The sequence below is a fragment of the Streptomyces sp. NPDC048057 genome, assembly GCF_040653095.1.
GTDB lineage: Bacteria > Actinomycetota > Actinomycetes > Streptomycetales > Streptomycetaceae > Streptomyces.
Genome location: NZ_JBEZNF010000033.1, coordinates 31,418 through 47,372, shown reverse-complemented (window position 1 = coordinate 47,372; position 15,955 = coordinate 31,418). Strand labels below are relative to the sequence as shown.

General features: G+C 70.1%; 16 protein-coding genes. 9 read left to right on the top strand and 7 right to left on the bottom strand.

Translation table 11 applies throughout. The annotated features are described in order from the left end of the window. Positions 1-6: 6 nt before the first annotated feature. Together AB0E05_RS30955 and AB0E05_RS30950 are read left to right on the top strand one after the other, a co-directional pair. Complete coding sequence (locus AB0E05_RS30955) at positions 7-1,002, top strand: helix-turn-helix domain-containing protein (RefSeq protein WP_361969716.1); 996 nt, start codon at positions 7-9, stop codon at positions 1,000-1,002. A gap of 71 nt (positions 1,003-1,073) precedes the next feature. Beyond that, complete coding sequence (locus AB0E05_RS30950) at positions 1,074-1,676, top strand: isochorismatase family protein (RefSeq protein ID WP_361969713.1); 603 nt, start codon at positions 1,074-1,076, stop codon at positions 1,674-1,676. A gap of 235 nt (positions 1,677-1,911) precedes the next feature. Here the strand turns inward: AB0E05_RS30950 and AB0E05_RS30945 are convergent, their stop codons facing one another. Beyond that, the gene (locus AB0E05_RS30945) at positions 1,912-3,633 is read right to left on the bottom strand and encodes an MFS transporter (RefSeq protein WP_361969868.1); all 1,722 of its coding nucleotides are present in this window, start codon (positions 3,631-3,633) and stop codon (positions 1,912-1,914) included. Positions 3,634-4,029: 396 nt separating this feature from the next. Beyond that, complete coding sequence (locus tag AB0E05_RS30940; RefSeq protein WP_361969710.1) at positions 4,030-6,672, bottom strand: serine hydrolase; 2,643 nt, start codon at positions 6,670-6,672, stop codon at positions 4,030-4,032. 288 nt (positions 6,673-6,960) lie between these two features. Between AB0E05_RS30940 and AB0E05_RS30935 the strand changes: the two genes are divergently transcribed. The 3 genes from AB0E05_RS30935 to AB0E05_RS30925 all read left to right on the top strand — a co-directional run bounded on the left by AB0E05_RS30935 (position 6,961) and on the right by AB0E05_RS30925 (position 9,411). Beyond that, complete coding sequence (locus AB0E05_RS30935) at positions 6,961-7,689, top strand: GPP34 family phosphoprotein (protein ID WP_361969707.1); 729 nt, start codon at positions 6,961-6,963, stop codon at positions 7,687-7,689. 445 nt (positions 7,690-8,134) lie between these two features. After that, a complete protein-coding gene (locus AB0E05_RS30930) occupies positions 8,135-8,998 on the top strand; it encodes a helix-turn-helix transcriptional regulator (protein ID WP_361969705.1) in 864 nt (287 codons plus the stop codon). A 203-nt stretch (positions 8,999-9,201) separates the two neighbouring features. After that, complete coding sequence (locus tag AB0E05_RS30925; RefSeq protein ID WP_361969702.1) at positions 9,202-9,411, top strand: DUF397 domain-containing protein; 210 nt, start codon at positions 9,202-9,204, stop codon at positions 9,409-9,411. A gap of 93 nt (positions 9,412-9,504) precedes the next feature. On the opposite strand, the gene AB0E05_RS30920 is transcribed toward AB0E05_RS30925, so the two are convergent. Beyond that, positions 9,505-10,293, bottom strand: a complete 789-nt coding sequence (locus AB0E05_RS30920; RefSeq protein ID WP_361969700.1) for a calcium-binding protein — start codon at positions 10,291-10,293, stop codon at positions 9,505-9,507. Between the two features lie 328 nt (positions 10,294-10,621). Continuing rightward, on the bottom strand, positions 10,622-11,461 hold the full coding sequence (locus tag AB0E05_RS30915; RefSeq protein WP_361969697.1) for a hypothetical protein: 840 nt from the start codon (positions 11,459-11,461) through the stop codon (positions 10,622-10,624). A gap of 510 nt (positions 11,462-11,971) precedes the next feature. Between AB0E05_RS30915 and AB0E05_RS30910 the strand changes: the two genes are divergently transcribed. Both AB0E05_RS30910 and tgmC read left to right on the top strand, forming a co-directional pair. Beyond that, positions 11,972-12,493, top strand: a complete 522-nt coding sequence (locus AB0E05_RS30910) for an NPCBM/NEW2 domain-containing protein (protein WP_361969694.1) — start codon at positions 11,972-11,974, stop codon at positions 12,491-12,493. Positions 12,494-12,617: 124 nt separating this feature from the next. Continuing rightward, positions 12,618-13,814: an ATP-grasp peptide maturase system methyltransferase gene (tgmC, locus tag AB0E05_RS30905; protein ID WP_361969691.1), complete on the top strand. Its 1,197-nt coding sequence runs from the start codon at positions 12,618-12,620 to the stop codon at positions 13,812-13,814. A gap of 73 nt (positions 13,815-13,887) precedes the next feature. Here the strand turns inward: tgmC and AB0E05_RS30900 are convergent, their stop codons facing one another. The 3 genes from AB0E05_RS30900 to AB0E05_RS30890 are packed head-to-tail and all read right to left on the bottom strand — an operon-like array spanning position 13,888 to position 15,143. Continuing rightward, positions 13,888-14,085, bottom strand: a complete 198-nt coding sequence (locus AB0E05_RS30900) for a DUF397 domain-containing protein (protein WP_361969688.1) — start codon at positions 14,083-14,085, stop codon at positions 13,888-13,890. Between the two features lie 21 nt (positions 14,086-14,106). Continuing rightward, positions 14,107-14,304 (bottom strand): DUF397 domain-containing protein, encoded by a 198-nt coding sequence (locus AB0E05_RS30895; RefSeq protein ID WP_361969685.1) that lies wholly within the window; start codon positions 14,302-14,304, stop codon positions 14,107-14,109. After that, a complete protein-coding gene (locus tag AB0E05_RS30890; RefSeq protein ID WP_361969682.1) occupies positions 14,304-15,143 on the bottom strand; it encodes a helix-turn-helix transcriptional regulator in 840 nt (279 codons plus the stop codon). The genes AB0E05_RS30895 and AB0E05_RS30890 overlap by 1 nt, the downstream gene beginning before the upstream one ends. A gap of 94 nt (positions 15,144-15,237) precedes the next feature. On the opposite strand from AB0E05_RS30890, the gene AB0E05_RS30885 reads away from it, so the two are divergent. Together AB0E05_RS30885 and AB0E05_RS30880 are read left to right on the top strand one after the other, a co-directional pair. Beyond that, on the top strand, positions 15,238-15,465 hold the full coding sequence (locus tag AB0E05_RS30885) for a hypothetical protein (protein WP_361969680.1): 228 nt from the start codon (positions 15,238-15,240) through the stop codon (positions 15,463-15,465). Then, on the top strand, positions 15,462-15,839 hold the full coding sequence (locus AB0E05_RS30880) for a hypothetical protein (RefSeq protein WP_361969677.1): 378 nt from the start codon (positions 15,462-15,464) through the stop codon (positions 15,837-15,839). Before AB0E05_RS30885 ends, AB0E05_RS30880 begins: the two co-directional genes overlap by 4 nt. Positions 15,840-15,955 lie beyond the last annotated feature (116 nt).

The following is a 15,955-nucleotide window of genomic DNA, read 5'->3' as shown; positions in this document are numbered from 1 at the left end:
GGAGCCATGTCCGACCACAGCCACCGCGTCGTGATCGCGGTCTTCCCCGAGGTCGACCTGCTCGACGTCACGGGGCCGGCCGAGGTGTTCGCGCTGGCCAACCGGGAGTCCGGCGGTCGCGCCCGCTACCGGGTCAGCCTCGCCGGCCCCGGGCCGGCCGGGGAGCAGGTGCCCACGTCGGCGGGCGTGCGCGTGGTCACCGACCTCGGGTTCGCCGACGTCGGGGCCGCGGTGGACACGCTGCTCGTCCCGGGCGCGGTGGACTGGCACCCGGACGGGCCGCTGCCCCGGGTCGACGACGACGTCGTGGAGTGGGTCAGGACCACCGCGCCGCACGCGCACCGGATCGCCTCGGTCTGCGTCGGCGCGCACCTGCTGGCCGCGGCCGGGCTGCTGGACGGCAGGACGGCCACCACGCACTGGTCCACGACCGACCGGCTCGCCGCCGACCACCCCGAGGTCACCGTCGACCCGGACCCGATCTTCATCCGCTCCGGGCGCGTGTGGACGGGCGCGGGCATCAGCGCCTGTCTGGACCTCGCGCTCGCACTGGTCGCCGAGGACCACGGCGAGGAACTGGCGCTCGCCGTCGCCCGGCAGTTGGTCGTGTACCTCAAGCGGCAGGGCGGCCAGAGCCAGTTCAGCGTGCCGATGAGCCGACCGCCGACGGCCCGCCGGGACATCGACGAACTGCGCCGTTACGCCGCCGACCACCTCGACCGGGACCTGTCGGCGCCCGCGCTGGCGGCCCGGATGTGCCTGAGCGAGCGACACTTCGCCCGGGTCTTCACCCAGGAGACCGGGACGACGCCCGCGGCGTACGTCGAAGCCCTGCGCGTGGAGGCGGCGCGGCGGCTCCTGGAGACCACCGACCAGCCGCTCGAACTGGTCGCCCGGTCCACCGGGCTGCGCTCGGTGGAGACGCTGCACCGGGCGTTCCAGCGGCAGATCGCGACGAGCCCGGGGGCGTACCGGCGCCGCTTCCGCACGGCGACGCCCTGAGCCCGTCCACCCTTTTCGTTCCCTCCCTCGTGCTCCCTCTCGCTCCCTCGTACTCCCTCAGGAGGTTCACCATGTCCGCTTCCACCACGCTCCGCGAGGTCGTCGGCCTGGACGGCCGGCTGCCCGCGCTCGCCGACGCGACCCTCGTCCTGATCGACTTCCAGAACACCTACCGCACCGGCGTGATGGCGCTGGAGGGCGTGGACGAGGCCCTCACCGCCGGCGCCCGCCTGCTGGCCGCGGCGCGTGCCCAGGGGACGCCCGTGGTGCACGTCGTCAACGACGGCGGCGAGGGCACCCCGTACGACGTCCGCGCCGAGATCGGCGCCATCAGCCCGGAGGTCGCCCCCGTCGACGGGGAGCCCGTGATCGTCAAGAAGTTCCCCGACTCCTTCGTCGGCACCGACCTTGAGCAGGTCCTGAACGACCTGGGCTCGGGCCCGGACCTGGTGCTGGCCGGTCTGATGACGCACATGTGCATCGCCTCCACCGCACAGGGCGCCTTCAACCGCGGCTACCGCCCCACGGTCGTCGCGGAAGCGACCGCGACGCGCGCCCTCACCGCGCCGGACGGCACGGTCCTCCCGGCGGCGACCCTCCACACCGCGGCGCTCACGACGATCGCCGACCTGTTCGGCCTGGTCGCCGGCGAAGTGGCCGACCTCACGCCCTGACCTGCGGTCGCGGCGCCGCGGTGCTACGGAAGCTGCCTTGGCGACTGCGGCCCGCGCCCGTGGACGATCTCGCCGTCGGCCCCACGGTGCGTTGGTCTCTGCGGCCCGGTGGGGCTTGTTCGCGCAGTTCCCCGCGCCCCTAAATACCCACGCCCTGCGGGCGTAGGGGGCGGAACTGCGCGACCAGCCACAGACGGGCCGCAGTCGCCGAGGCCGCTTCAGCGGCGCGGCGGCGCTACTGGAGCTCGTCCGGGCACGGCGTGCCCCGGGGGACGTCGTACGGGCCCGCGATCCGGTACGTGCCGGCGTGCGGGGCCAGCAGTTCCGTCCACTCGTCGCCCTCCGCGTCCTTCTCCGCCTTGATCAGGCAACCGTTGAGGTTGACGTACGACTTCGGCTCCCCGTCGTCCCGCTTCTTCGACTCCTCCGTCTCCTCCGGCCCCTTCACCCGCTTGCCGTTCTCGTCGACGATGCTCAGCCACGGCGAGTACGGCACCCGGATCAGCACCCGGCCCGGGTCCGCGACCTCGATCCGCAGTTCGCTGGCGTCCGCGGTCTGCACCGTCGCGGAGGAGTCGGCCAACGGCACGGGGTCCTTGACCTCGAAGACCTGCCAGTTCGCGTCGCGCCAGACGCGGTTCAGATACGGCAGACCGCCCTCGACCAGCTTCGCCTCCTGCTCGGCGCCGGTGTCCGGCTTGCCCTTGGGCAGGACGACGTAGTGCACCGCCCACCGGTCCAGCCAGGCCCGGTAGTCCGCCGCGGTGAGCGTCTTGTCCTTGTCGTAGAAGATCGGGTTCCGCTTCATGTCGGCCTGCCGGTTCCAGCCGCGGGCCAGATTGACGTACGGCGCGAGCGCGGACGCCTCCCGGTGGCTGCTGGCGGGCACGACCTCGACCCGGGCGCGCCGGGCGTCCAGGTCTTCGAGCTTGTCGATCAGCGGGGCCACTTCGAAGTTCCACGAGGCCGTCGGCGCGGTGCGGACCACGTCGTCGACGGCCTTGTAGCCGATCCAGAAGTTCAGCCCGGCGAACGCCACCACCAGCGCGTACCACCTGCGCGAACGCGGCACCGCGTACGGCAGCGCGGCCAGCAGCGCCACCCCGGCGAACAGCATCGCCATCCGGGACACGTTCGACCCGATCTGCGAGTCGATCACCCAGGTCAGCAGGGTGCCGACGGCGTAGACGGCCGCGGCCGTGCGGACCGTGCGCCACTCCTTCGGGACGAGGAGGAAGACCAGCACGCCGAACGCGAAGGGCAGCGAGGTGGACCCCAGCGACATCGGCTGCGTGCCGGAGAAGGGGAACAGCCAGGTGGACACGCCCACCACGGCGACGGGCGCGAGCCCCAGCGCGTACGCCCCGGGGCGCCGCTTGTGCAGGAACAGCGCCGCCGCGACGACCCCCAGATAGAGGCCTGCGACCGGGCTGCACGCGGTGGCCAGCCCCGCGAGCGGCACGGCGACGGCCGCCTTCGCCCAGCGCTTGGTGCGCCAGCGGTGCGGCCAGCAGAAGACCGCGGCCACCGCGCCGATCGCGAACATCATGCCGAGGCCGAAGGTGACCCGGCCCGACAACGCGTTGCAGAGGAAGGCGAAGACGCCGGCGAGGGCGCACGGCAGCGGATTGCGCACCGCCCGCAGCCGCACCAGGATCAGCGCGGTCAGGGCGGCGGAGATCGTGCCGGCGACCATCATCGTGGGCCGTACGCCGATGACGGACATCAGGTACGGCGAGACGACGCTGTACGACACCGGGTGCATCCCGCCGTACCAGGCGAGGTTGTACGCGGAGTCGGGGTGCCGGCCGGCGAACTCGGCCCAGGCGTCCTGCGCCGCGATGTCACCGCCGGTGTTGGCGAAGAAGAAGAACCAGGCCAGGTGGCCGATCGCCGCGACGACCGTGGTGACGAGGACCGGGCGACGGCTCAGCCGGTCCCACGCGTCGGCGAGCACGCCGGGGGTGCGTCCCGAAGAGCCGGACGAACCGGAGCCGGAGCCCGCTGTTTCCGTCGAGCCCGCTTCTTTGGTGGAGTCCGCTTCTTCGGTCGAGCCCTGTGACGACTGCCGTATTCGCGGCCCCGTACGAGGGCCGCCACCGTCCGTGTTGGCCGGCTTCGCGGTGGTCACTGCGGCTCGTCCCCCAGTCTCGTCGTTACGGGTGTGCGGTGCGGGTGCGGTGCGGGTGTGCGGTACGGGTGCCCGCCGGGTCTTCGGCGGACCGTCCCCGTGTGACTAAGACGCCGTGCCACCTGGGGAGAGTTGCCCGTCCCGAGCCCTTCCGGGCTTTCCGGACGCTAACACGAGGAAGCCCCGGGGATCCCGGGGCTTTCTCGTCGCCGTCCGACCGCGTCAGCCCAGCCGGGTCAGCTTGTCTCCGAAACCGGGCTCCGCCAGGTCCTGCTGAAGAGCGACCGGGGCGGACGTCCTGCCCGGCCCCTTGCCCATGGAGATCTCGCCGACGACCTCGCCGGCCGCGCCCTTGTTCGGCAGGTCGCCGTCCGCGGGGCCGGTCAGGGTGAGGTCGATGGTCAGGCCGGCCCAGCCGACGGCCTTCAGCTCCTGCGTGGCCACGACGGGGACGCGGGTGCCGAAGCCGTTGTCGAGGTAGCCGACGACCTGGCCCTTCTTGACGACCGTGGTGGAGTCGACGCCCGCGCGGGCCGCCGTGATCACCTCGATGCTCTTGTTGATCGCCTTCTCGGTCTTCTTGTAGAGCGCGTCGGCGCCCTGGACGTTCATCGTGATGCCGTTGACGCGGTGCAGCTTGCCGTCGATCTCGGTGCGGAAGGACCAGAGCAGATTGCCGCCGGCGGGGGTGGTCGAACCGGTCTTGATGCCGTCCACGCCGTCCTTGAGCAGTGCCTTGTCGTTGCCGTTGCGGTACCGGTCACTGCCCGGGACGTCGACGCTCGTGCTGTCGGTGATCGACACCAGCACCTTGTTGTTCATCGCGGCCTCGGCCAGCTTCAGCTGGTCCAGCGGCGTGGAGGTGTTGTCCTTCTTGAAGCCGCTGGGGTCGGTGTAGTGGGTGTCGTTCATGCCGAGGCTCTTGGCGGCGTCGTTCATCTTCTTCAGGAACGCCTCCTCGGAGCCGGCGTCCCAGCGGGCGAGGAGCCGGGCGGCGTTGTTCCCGGAGGGGATCATCATCATCTGGATCATCTGCTTCTGCGTGAACTGCTGCCCCTCCTTCATCTTCGCCACGGACTCGGTGTCGGTCCGCTTGGACTCCTCTTCGGCCTGCTGGTCGACCGTGATCTTCGGACCGTCCTCGCCCTCCTTCAGCGGGCGGTCGCGCAGGATGACGTACGCGGTCATCACCTTGCCGACGCTCGCGGTGGGCGCCGGCTTCTGCGGGCCGTACGTGCCGATGACGCCCACGCCCTCGACGGCGACCGCCCCCTGGCCGTCGTCGGACGGGAAGGGGAGGGTGAGCTTGCTGCCGGGGACGGTGAAGGTCGGCTTGCCCGAGAGTTCGAGCTCCGCCTCGGGCAGCGGGCGCAATATCTGTGCGACCGCAAAGGCGATCATGAGGAGCAGGACCAGCGGGGTCCAGATCTTGACGCGCCGCAGGGCGGCGCGGGCCGGGGTCTCCGGGGTGTTGGTGAGTTCGGCGAGCAGGTCCAGGGGCGGACGCGGCGGCATCGGCTGCTGCGTGGTCCGCTCGGCCTCGGCCAGGCCGGCGGGGGCGGCGGCCGGGGCGTCGGGCGTCGACTTCGGCGTCGACTTGGCCTCGTCGGTGCCGCGCAGCGGGACGAAGGTGCTGGCCTTCTTCTCCGACGGGGTTTCAGGCTTGGCCTCAGCCTTGGCCTCGGTCTTGACGTCCGGCAGGGCGATCGCCTTCGTCACACCGTCCTGGGAGGACTCGTCGGCGTCCGCGCCGTCCTTCTTGGCGGCTTCCTTCTTGCCGCCCTTGGCGGTGTCCTTGCCGGCGTCCGCCTTGGCGTCGTCCGTCTTCCCGTCCGACTCCGGGCGGGGGGCGGGCGGCAGCTTGAGCGCAGTGGTGGGGCTGTCGATCGGCGCCTTGCGGGGGGCGACGAACACGGCCGTGGCCTGGTCCACGGGAGCGTCCCCGGCATCGTCGCCGGAGGTGGACTTGCCCTTCGCATCTGCATCGCCGGCGGCGTCGGAGTCGGACGGGCCGTCCGCGTCGGAGTCGGCGCCCTTGGCCGGGGCGGCCTTGCCCTTAGCCCAGGACGGGCCGTTCTTGCGGAGGGTGGTGGTGGCCGTGTCCGTACGGCGGGCGGCCTCCGCGGTCTCCTTGCGGATGACCGTGGTCGCAGTGTCGGTCGAGCCGGACTGCGCCGTCGGCTCGGCCTCGGTCTCGTCCGCGTCATCGTCGTCGGCGGATTCCGCTTCCGATTCCGCTTCGCCCTTCGAGGCGGCGGCGGGAAGCGGGGCAGAGCCGGCTGTGCGGCGCTCCGGCGCCGCTTCCGGGGCGGAGGCGGGGGCGGGGACCTCCGCGGCCTCCTGGCGCTTCTGGGCGGCGCTCAGGGGCGGCTCGGGGATCACTGCGGTCGTCTCGGTGGTCGGGTCGTCCGCCGCGGCGACGGGCGTACGCCGGAACACGGCGGTCGCGCTGTCGCCGCCCGCGCCGCCCGAATCGGCGTCGACCTCGGCGTCGTCAGCGTCGACGGCAGCCGACTCGTCACCCTTCTCGGACTTCTCAGGCTTCTCGGCTTCTGCGGGCCCTGCGGGCTTCTCGGCCTCCGCCGGCTTCCCGCCCTTCCCCGACGTCGCCGACTCCTCGGCCCCTTCGGACTCCCCCGCCCCCTCTTCCCCTGCTGCTCCCTCTGCCTTCTTCGACTTCACGGACTCTTCCGACTCTTCCGGCTCTTCCGAGCTGTCGGAGGCGTCCGGGTCGGGCGGAAGGGTGAAGACGGCCGTCGCCTGATCGGAGCGGTCGGTCAGCGCCACCCGGGGGTCACGCTCCCCCGGAGCCGTCTCCCCCGACGACTTCCGCTGCTCCGACTTCTCGGGGGACTCGCCCGCCACCGTGCCTCCTCGATGAACCATGAACCATGAACCATGAACCGTGATCTTGAACCGTGAACGTCCAGAACCGCACGCGGTTGTCCCGCGTCCGAGTACGGGGGTGGCGACGCACGTCCGAACGGGGCCCGTGTTGTCCGAACCATCTCTCAGTGTCCTGTGTGAGAACGCGCCCCCCGTGCCTAGACGAGAACGACATACCTAACGGTTCCCATACAAAGCACCCAGGCACTCTCGACAGACCAATGTGAGAGGCGTCACCCTGTCATTCATCCACGCGGGGAGGCATGGATGGGCAGGAGCCGCAGAACACTTCCGGAGGAGCTGCTGCTGCTAGCTCTGGACCCGACCACGGGTACCACAGCTCAGCCGCAGTCGCTCGACCTCGGCCTTGCCGGAGCTCAGCTAGTGGAGCTGGCTCTGGCCGGGCGGATAGCCCCAGACGGGGATCGTATCGCCGTGGTGATGCCACGGCCGACAGGAGATCCAACCTTGGACTCCGCACTGGAGCTGCTGCGCAGACGCGGCAGCCCGGTTCGCGCGGTCCACTGGATCGGCGGGCCCCGACTGGGGCTGCGCCAGATCTATCTCGCACACCTGGAGCGGTGCGGCATGGTTCACGCCGTGGCCGGCCAGATGTGCGGCGTACTGCCGACGACTCGCTACCAGGCGACGGACACGGCGATCAGTCGGGACATCAGGGCCCGGCTGGACAGCGCGATCCGCACCGGCGTACCGCCGGACCCGCGGACCGCCGCGCTCGCCGCACTGGCCCATGCGGTCGGCCTCGGCAAGCACCTCTACCCGGGCAACGAAGGCCGTTCCTCACGGTCCAGGCTTCGTGACCTGATCCGACACGACCCCATGGGCGGACTCGTGGCGCACGCCGTGATGGACGTCCAGAACGGCGTGGCGGCCCAGCCGCGCCGCAGCCCGGGCACCCCCGGAGCCGGTCGGCAGAGCGCCGGCGTCTCGATGCAGCAGCGCCGTTCGGGCATGGCCCGCGTCGCCGCGCACTGACGCCACGACGACCCCGACCACGCATCCGCACGACCCGACCGACCCACCCACCATCGATCCGAAGAACCAGAAGAACCAGAAGAACCACCGGTCCAACGAACCACCGGTCCCATGAGCCGCTGGTCCAGCGAGAACCACCGAACCACCGATCCGTCCAGGAAACACCCACCCACAGATCCGACGAAGAACCGCCCGAGCAGTCCGAGTCGACCCCCCACTGACCCGGATCGGGAGCCGCACAGCGATGCGCGGGGCAGCCGAAGCGCTGCCCCGCGCATCCGTGTGCGTACGCCCCCGGGAACACCCGCGCGAGGAACGGAAGATCGGCGGACCGGCGTGCAACGGGAGATCGGTGTGCGTCGTTTCGCAGCGCGCCCCGGACGTTTGGTGGCAGTCTGCTGAGCAGTAGATACGCTCAGCTACTTCTGTCGGAGGTGCAGTTTCCGTGGCGTCCAGTGTCAACCCCACCGTCAGGCGACGCCGATTGGGCCAGGAGCTGCGCCGGCTCCGGGAGGTCAAGGGCATGACCGCCGAGGAGGTCGCCGACCGCCTCCTCGTCTCCCAGTCGAAGATCAGCCGGCTGGAGAACGGCCGCCGCTCCATCAGCCAGCGCGACGTGCGCGATCTGTGCGGGGTGTACGAGGTCGAGGACCAGCGGGTCGTGGACTCGCTGATGCAGATGGCCAAGGACTCCCGGCAGCAGGGCTGGTGGCACGCCTTCGGCGACATCCCGTACAGCGTCTACATCGGTCTGGAGACCGACGCGGCGAACCTGCGGGTGTACGAACCGCAGGTGGTGCCCGGCCTGTTGCAGACCCAGGGGTACGCGGAGGCCGTGATCGCGGGCGCCCTGCCGGAGAGCAGCCCGGCCGAGATCGAGAAGCGCGTGACGGTGCGGCTGCGCCGGCAGGGCCGGGTGAAGGACTCCGACCAGCCGCTGCGGCTGTGGGCGGTGATCGACGAGGCGGCGCTGCGCCGGGTGATCGGCAGCCCGCAGCTGATGCGGGAGCAGTTGGAGTACCTGGTCGAGGTGGCGCAGCTCCCGCACGTCACCGTGCAGGTGTTGCCGTTCGACATGGGTGCGCATCCGGGGATCAACGGCCAGTACGCCATCCTGGAATTCCCCGACGCCACGGACTCCAGCGTCGTCTACATCGAGGGCGTCACCAGCGATCTCTATCTGGAGAAGGCGCACGACGTGCACAAGTACACGATGATGTACGAACACCTCCGGGCGCAGGCACTGAATGTGGAGCAGACGAAGTGCTTCATCGAGGGGATCGCGAAGCAGTACGCCGAAAGGTCCTGAGGTGAAACCGCGCAAGGTACACCCCCGCTAGGACCAGGGGGAAGAGGGCAACGGGATAGATCACCCGACCGGGTGACTACCTGCCACGCGCACCGGCAGCGGCGAGTAGCGTCAATGACGTACCAACAAAGCACCAACAAAGCGCATCAATGCAATGTCGGTGCAAAATCCCCCACTGCGAGTACTGCCGAAACGGAGCGACCATGGCAATCATTCAGGGTGCGACGGACACCTGGACGAAGTCCTCTTACTCCGGAGGAAACGGCGCGTGCGTCGAAGTCAAGTCCCCCGTCATGGCGGAGATTTCCGTTCGTGACTCGAAGGTCCCCGCCGGTGCGCGCATCACTTTCGCGTCCGACGCGTGGAGCGCGTTCGTGACCGAGACCGGTCGCGGCGGTTTCGCCACGGACTGACGTCCCGCTCAGCGCTGACAGAGCCCTCTCGACTGGTCCGCCGTCCTGGCCGAGAGGGCTCAGCCGTGTCCTGCTCCGTGGAGCGCGTCCCGGTTACCGCAGGACGACGTTGCGGCCCGGGCCGCCGTCGGACGTGTCCTTCCCGGGGCCGCCGATGAGGACGTCGTCGCCGCCCTCGCCGTGCAGCATGTCGTTGCCGGAGCCGCCGAGGAGGACGTCGTCGCCGTCGCCGCCCATGACGTGGTCGTTGCCCGAGCCGGCGTGCACGAAGTCCTTGCCGCCGTACGCCTCGATCATGTCGTCGCCCCGGCCGCCCCAGAACCGCTGGTCGGTGTCGTCGCCCATGAGGTGGTCGTTGCCGTCGCCGCCGTGCATGACCACGCGCCCCATGACCATGTCGTCGCCCTCGTCCCCGTACACCGTGTGGGCGCTGTGGGCGTGCACCTCGTCGTTGCCGGGGCCGCCGCGGACGGTGGCCACGCCGGGGTCGCTGGTGGCGATCTTGTCGTTGCCGTCGCCGAGGAAGACGTCGATCCGGTCCGGGCGGGCGCTGTCGGTGGGCAGTTCGCAGACCACGTAGGTCTCGTCCCCGGGTGTGAGGTACGTGCAGTGGTCGCCGGGTTCGAGCGGGACCGAGTCACGGAAGCCGATCATCCGGACCCCGGCGCCGGTGTCCCTGGAGATCACGTGGAGATTGTTGGCCTGCCCCGCGGCGGCCTTGAAGACGATGGACTGCTTCTTCCAGTCGGCACTGATGCGCGCCTTCCCGCCGGCGGCGGGCGCGGACGCGGCTGCTGCCGGAGTTGCGGCGAGGCCGGCGGCGAGCCCGGTGGCGAGCAGGGTCACGGCGATCGCGCGGGCGGTGGTCTTGTTTCGGTTCATGGGCCCTCATCTCGATGTGGGGGGTGGGCCGGCCTGTCTGCGGACGGGGACGGCTGCCGGGGGACCTGGCGAAGGTCGCGCCGGCAGCGTCCTCGTGGCCGGCCCTCCTGAGCGGGGGTCTTCGCGAAGACTTCTCCGTGGGGGTTCGTGCCCGCCCACCCGGAGGCGTGGCGGGCAGGTGCATCTCGCGCCGCGGTTCCATGGCCGTACGGACTGCCATGGGCAGCGTCGGCAGCGTACCCCTCTTGGTCTAGACCAGGCCAGCATCCCGACGCGATCACCGCGCTCAACTGTCAACGCACTGCGCTGGATTGAGCACCTGCGCCAGCTAGCGCAGCTCGTCGACGTAGCGGTCGGTGCCCGGGACCGTGGGGATGAACGGCGCCACCAGTTCGACCCTACCGAGCCCGGATTCCGCCACCTCGCCGTCCAGCCCGCCGTACCGCTCCTGCCAGCGCACCCGGGGGTCCTCCGCCAGGAACCAGAGCAGCGTGAGCCGGGTGTCCACCCCTTCGACCTGCTTGACGTACGTCATCCGGTCCCCCGGCAACGGCGTGGGCCGGAAGACGGTCACCATCGCCGCGTCCGACCCGGCGAGCCGCTTCGGCAGGTGCCGGTCCCGCAGCCACTCCAGCAGCTCGGTCCGCTGCTGCGGCCCCTCCGCGTCGATGACTTCAAGGACCAGCCCGGCGTACGGATGATCCAGCGCATGCCGATCCCGCGGCCCGGCGGCCCCGTCGCGGTACACGGTCGCCTCGTGGTCCTGGAAGGAGGTGAAGACGTGCTCCCGCTCGTGGTAGACGCGCCCGTCGCGGTTCAGCCGCTTGTTGATGCCGACGGTCCACTGCATGTGCTCGTCGTAGCGTCCCTCCGTTATCCAGTAGACGGAGAGATAGCACCCTTTCGTCATCGGCTGGGCGACGGCGGAGGCCGTCGGATACCGCAGCAGTTGCAGCTCACGGGTGGCGACCCAGCGCCGTCCGGCGTACATCCAGGGCATCGCCATGGCGCCGGCGTAGTAGTGATCGTCCTCGTACCACCGGTTGTACGCGCACTCGTGCCCCGGCGCCGGCTCCACCATGGTGATGAGCGCATGCCCCGGCCGCACCCCGTAGGGCCCGACGGCGGCGAGCTGCCCGTACGCCTCGGTGTGCGTGTCCTCGCTCATGAGAACGCCCCTTCTGTTGCGTTGCTGGACACCCAACTCTGACGGCCCATCAGCTTTCACGCCAGGCCCGTGGTCTCCCGGCGGGCGACGGGACTCGACCGCGGACAGGATGGAGTGGTCACCCCTTGGTGGCGAGGCACCGTAGTACCGCGAGGTGGCCTCCTCGCGCATCGCGATCAGCAAAGCTTGGATTCAGCGTCTAGCCACGCAAGGCCGGCATCGCGTTGAATGCGCTTCGGTTTGCAGGGGGAGGAGTGGGCTATGGATTCAACGCCGCCGGCCGACGACGGAGCACCGCCATTACCGCCGCGACCGCCCGCACCCCCCGCCCCGACTCCAGCGCCCCCGGCGCCCGCACCTGACCCCGAGCCCGATCCACCCGCGCCCGCGCCGGGACGGCGGGGCATCGGGGAGTTCGCCGCACTCGTCTCGGCGATCACGGCCGTCGCCGGTCTGCTGTTCGGATTCTTCGGGCTGCCCAGCGTGGTGAACTCGCCGACCGCCAAATCCGTGACCGTCACGGAGACCGTGACGGCCACGACCACAGCCACGGCCACCATCGAGACCTCGCCCAAGGTGCCGGCCGACGGCGGCCCCTCGCAATCGCCCGCGGTCCCTCCGCTGCCGTCGGGACAAGTCGCACTGAGCGACCTCACTCCGCTCGGGAGCTTTCCCGACGATGAGTTCAGCCTGCAATCCGTGACGCTGGGGGGCAAGTCGTACCCCAACGCCATGGTCGAAACGTACCCCTGTCAGCCCGGCGCCGAGTACAGCATCAACCAGCGGTACAAGAAACTCACTCTCACCGCAGGGCTCGACGACAACGCCGTGGCCGTCAAAGGGAAGCTACTGATCATCGGGGACGGGAAGACCCGCAAGAACATCATGCTGGAGGTCAACAAGCCACAGACCGTTTCGGTGGACATCACCGATGTGGTCAAACTTGCCATAAACGCCGACATCAGCGACGGCAGTTCCTGTAACGACGACGGTGTCGTCGTCGCGCTGGCGAATGCGGTGCTGACGTCCTGACGAGGCGAACAGAGACCACCGGCCTCACCGTGCGCGCCCTCGCCCGTGCAGTCCGGGGGTGGCTGCCGGACTCCGCCGACATCGCCGGCGCCTTCGCCAGCGTCCTGACGGAAGGACGGCGATCATGACCAGTGCAAGCGGAGCTGAACTGGAGCAGCGCGCGCAGGAGCTACGAGACGAACTGGCAGCCGTCGTGACGCGGACCGAGGGGTTCGAAGGGTGGCACCACGCCGTGAGCGCCGTTCCCCGGCACCGGTTCACGCCCGGGTTCTTTCTGCCGGCGGAAGCACCGCCGCCGCAGGGCATGACCAGATGGGAGCCCGTGACTTCCCGCCTGAGCCCGGAACGGTGGCTCACCGCGGCCTACGCCGACCAGACCCTCGTCACCCAACTCGACGGAGAAGAACCCGACTGGGAGGCGCCGCACCCCCACGACGGCGGCTCCCCCACCTCCTCGTCCACCCTGCCGTCCCTGGTCCTGCGGATGTGGCAGGACGCGGACCTGGCGGACGGCCAGGACATCCTGGAGATCGGCACCGGCACCGGCTACTCCACCGCGCTGGCCTGCGAGCGCTACGGGTCGGCCGCCGTGACCTCCTTGGAGGTCGACACCCGGCGCCTCGAACAGGCCGCCGAAGCGTTGTACGGTCTCGGCTACGCCCCGGACCTCGCCGTCGCGGACGGCCTCCACGGCTACTGGCCTTCAGCGCCCTTCGACCGGATCGTGGCCGCCTGCTCCGTGCGTACCGTCCCCCGAGCGTGGCTCGCCCAGACCCGTCCCGGCGGGAAGATCCTCACCACCATCGGCGGCTGGCAGTTCGCCTTCGGCCGCGCTCTCCTCACGGTCCACGACGACGGCACCGCCAGCGGCCCCCTGCTACCGGGCACCGTCTCCTTCATGCTCGCCCGTCCCCATCAGGCGCCTGCGTTCGGAAACCCCGCCCATTGGGGGTCCCTCCTTGCCGACGCGCGCCCCACCCCGGCGCAGCACGGAACCGACTGGCTCACCGATGCCACGGTGGAGGCGTTCTTCACCCGCTTCCTCGTCCAGTCGGCCCTGCCCACCACCCAGGTCACCACCGTCGACGGCACGACGTACCTGATCGACGTCACGACCGGTTCGACAGCCGCCCTCACCTCTGACGGCGACGAACCGCACGTCAGGCAAGCCGGCCCGGAGCGCCTCTGGGAGCGGGTGGAGCACGTCCTCGAAGCCCACGCCGCAGCGGGCCGGCCGGGTCCGGAGGCGTTCTGTCTCACCGTCGACGCGAACGGGCAGCATCTCGTCCACCCCGGCATGCCGGTCATTTCGATGCGGTGAAGCCCGGCGGACGACAGCTGCGCCCCGTACGGCGGTTCCGTACGGGGCGCAGGGGCGATCCGGTGTTGCGCGCTTACGCGTCGGCGGCCCGGGCGAGGGCGACGAGTCCCGCGAAGGCGCCGGTGGAGACGAGCAGGACCGGGCCCGTGGGGCGCTTGCTGTCGCGGAGCGGGACGACGCCGGTGGTGGGCGCGTGGTCGGGGGCCCATTCGACGCAGGATCCGCCGTTGTTGCTGTAGGAGGACTTGACCCAACGGAGAGACTTGGTCATCACGTTCCTCTTCTTGGTGTTTTACACCTCGACCGTCTTGGCGAGGGCGACGAGGCCCGCGAAGGCATCCGCAGAGACCAGCAGCACCGGGCCCGTGGGGCGCTTGCTGTCGCGGACCGGGACGACGCCGGTGGAGGACGTGTGCGACGGGGCCCACTCGATGCACTGACCGCCGTTTTCGCTGTAGGAGGACTTAACCCAACGGAGGGACTCGGTCATTACGGGGTGCCCTTTCGTACCTGATCGATCATGGTCAGGGATTGCGCCTGGGGAAGTGCGTACTTCTGCATGTGATGGTAGTCCGTCAATATTGGCGCGACGAACCTTCCGTCACGCTCCACATGCCCCCGGGCAGCGGACTCGGCGTAGAAGACCAGCGAGCGATCCGGCAATGTGGCAACCGTGACGGGCAGGCTGAACGGTCGCCGAGCCCCCATCGCGAAGTCTGCTACCTGAAGTGCGGTGTTCGGGCGATCGGCGAACTCAAGCAGTCGTGACAACTGGGCGTGCATCACCTCCGGTTCACCGACCGGTCGACGGATGCAGCTCTCGTCCAGGACCACGAGGACCAACGGCGGTGGAGTTCGGGCGAGCACCGCTTGGCGTTCCGCGAGGAGTGACACCCGCTCGTGCGCCTGGGCAGGCGTGATCGCTCCCCGCTTGACCTGTTCCTGCGCGAGCGCCGAAGCGTACTCAGGCGTCTGGAGCAGACCCGGGACGACACCCACTTCGTACAGCCGGATCTCAACCGCCCGGCTCTCGTACCCCACGTACTCGGGAAACCCCTCCAGCAACGCACCGTGCTTCAGTTCGCGCCACGCACGTTCGAAAGTGTCCCCGGTGCCTTCGAGACCGAAGGCGACGTCAGTAGCACGCGAAAAGGGGAGACTTGGAGTCTTGCGTCCGGTTTCGATCGCCGAGATGTGCTTGCCCGAGTAGCCCATCAGCGCCCCGAGTTCGTCCTGCCTCAATCCCCGCGCCTCACGCAAACTGCGTAACCGCGCCCCGAACGCCGCCTGCGGCGAAGCATTCGGATTCAGCTCCTTGCGATTGACCAAGGTGCCCTCCCACCGAGGTTCCGTTGAAGAGTGAGCCCAGCCTAGGTCACGCTGACAGCCCTTGGTAGTCGCTTCGCTACAGAGAGGAGTGGTCATGTCTGACCCCAGCGCCGAACTCCCGGTCGGCGCGCTCGCCTACGACACCGAGACCAACGCGCTCGGCGTCGTCATGGAGGCGTACCGCAACTACTACGCACTCCGCCCGCCCCGCGGCGGGATCGAGTGGGACGCTCCGCGCGACGTCATCCGGCCCGCCACGGTCGTCGATCAGATCGCGCCCGTGCTCGCCGAGCGGAACGCCAACAGCAGGCAGGGACTGTGAGGCCCCGGCGTCCGGCCCGGCAGCGGAACTGCGCCGCGGTCGTCGCGCTGCCGGCCGAGTTGATGCTGGACGCGCTCGAAGTTCGGGGGCCGGGCGGGAGCGAGGAGGTCGCCACCGTACTCGTCTGCGAACTCGGCGAACACTCCGAACAGGCCGAGCACGCGGGCGACGCGCACGCCGCGCTCGTACGGCCGTTACCGATACCCCACCCCGGCAGCCTGTGGGCCCGCTGGCGCGACGGGGTCGAACCGGAAGAGCTGGTGATGCTCGCCGACTGCAACACGCCGAACGGCGCACCCCCCGGCCAGGACGACACCTGCTTCCTCCCCCTCGGCCACACCGGCCGGTGCTCCTTCGAGATCGACTACCCCTGAAGCCACACAAGCCGCCCGCCCCCGAGGGCACTGCCCCGGCCCCGGGGGCGGGCACCACGACGCCCGCTCGGTCGCGCCAGGGCAAGGGCCGCGGCCGGGCGGGCTCGTGGGTTCCT

What these genes read in the sequence shown, in the direction of transcription:
- AB0E05_RS30955 (WP_361969716.1), top strand. Translation starts at nt 7, where the DNA reads ATGTCCGACCACAGCCACCGCGTCGTGATCGCGGTCTTCCCCGAGGTC.
- AB0E05_RS30950 (WP_361969713.1), top strand. Translation starts at nt 1,074, where the DNA reads ATGTCCGCTTCCACCACGCTCCGCGAGGTCGTCGGCCTGGACGGCCGG.
- AB0E05_RS30935 (WP_361969707.1), top strand. Translation starts at nt 6,961, where the DNA reads ATGGGCAGGAGCCGCAGAACACTTCCGGAGGAGCTGCTGCTGCTAGCT.
- AB0E05_RS30925 (WP_361969702.1), top strand. Translation starts at nt 9,202, where the DNA reads ATGGCAATCATTCAGGGTGCGACGGACACCTGGACGAAGTCCTCTTAC.
- AB0E05_RS30920 (WP_361969700.1), bottom strand. Translation starts at nt 10,293, where the DNA reads ATGAACCGAAACAAGACCACCGCCCGCGCGATCGCCGTGACCCTGCTC.
- AB0E05_RS30915 (WP_361969697.1), bottom strand. Translation starts at nt 11,461, where the DNA reads ATGAGCGAGGACACGCACACCGAGGCGTACGGGCAGCTCGCCGCCGTC.
- tgmC (WP_361969691.1), top strand. Translation starts at nt 12,618, where the DNA reads ATGACCAGTGCAAGCGGAGCTGAACTGGAGCAGCGCGCGCAGGAGCTA.
- AB0E05_RS30900 (WP_361969688.1), bottom strand. Translation starts at nt 14,085, where the DNA reads ATGACCAAGTCTCTCCGTTGGGTCAAGTCCTCCTACAGCAACAACGGC.
- AB0E05_RS30895 (WP_361969685.1), bottom strand. Translation starts at nt 14,304, where the DNA reads ATGACCGAGTCCCTCCGTTGGGTTAAGTCCTCCTACAGCGAAAACGGC.
- AB0E05_RS30885 (WP_361969680.1), top strand. Translation starts at nt 15,238, where the DNA reads ATGTCTGACCCCAGCGCCGAACTCCCGGTCGGCGCGCTCGCCTACGAC.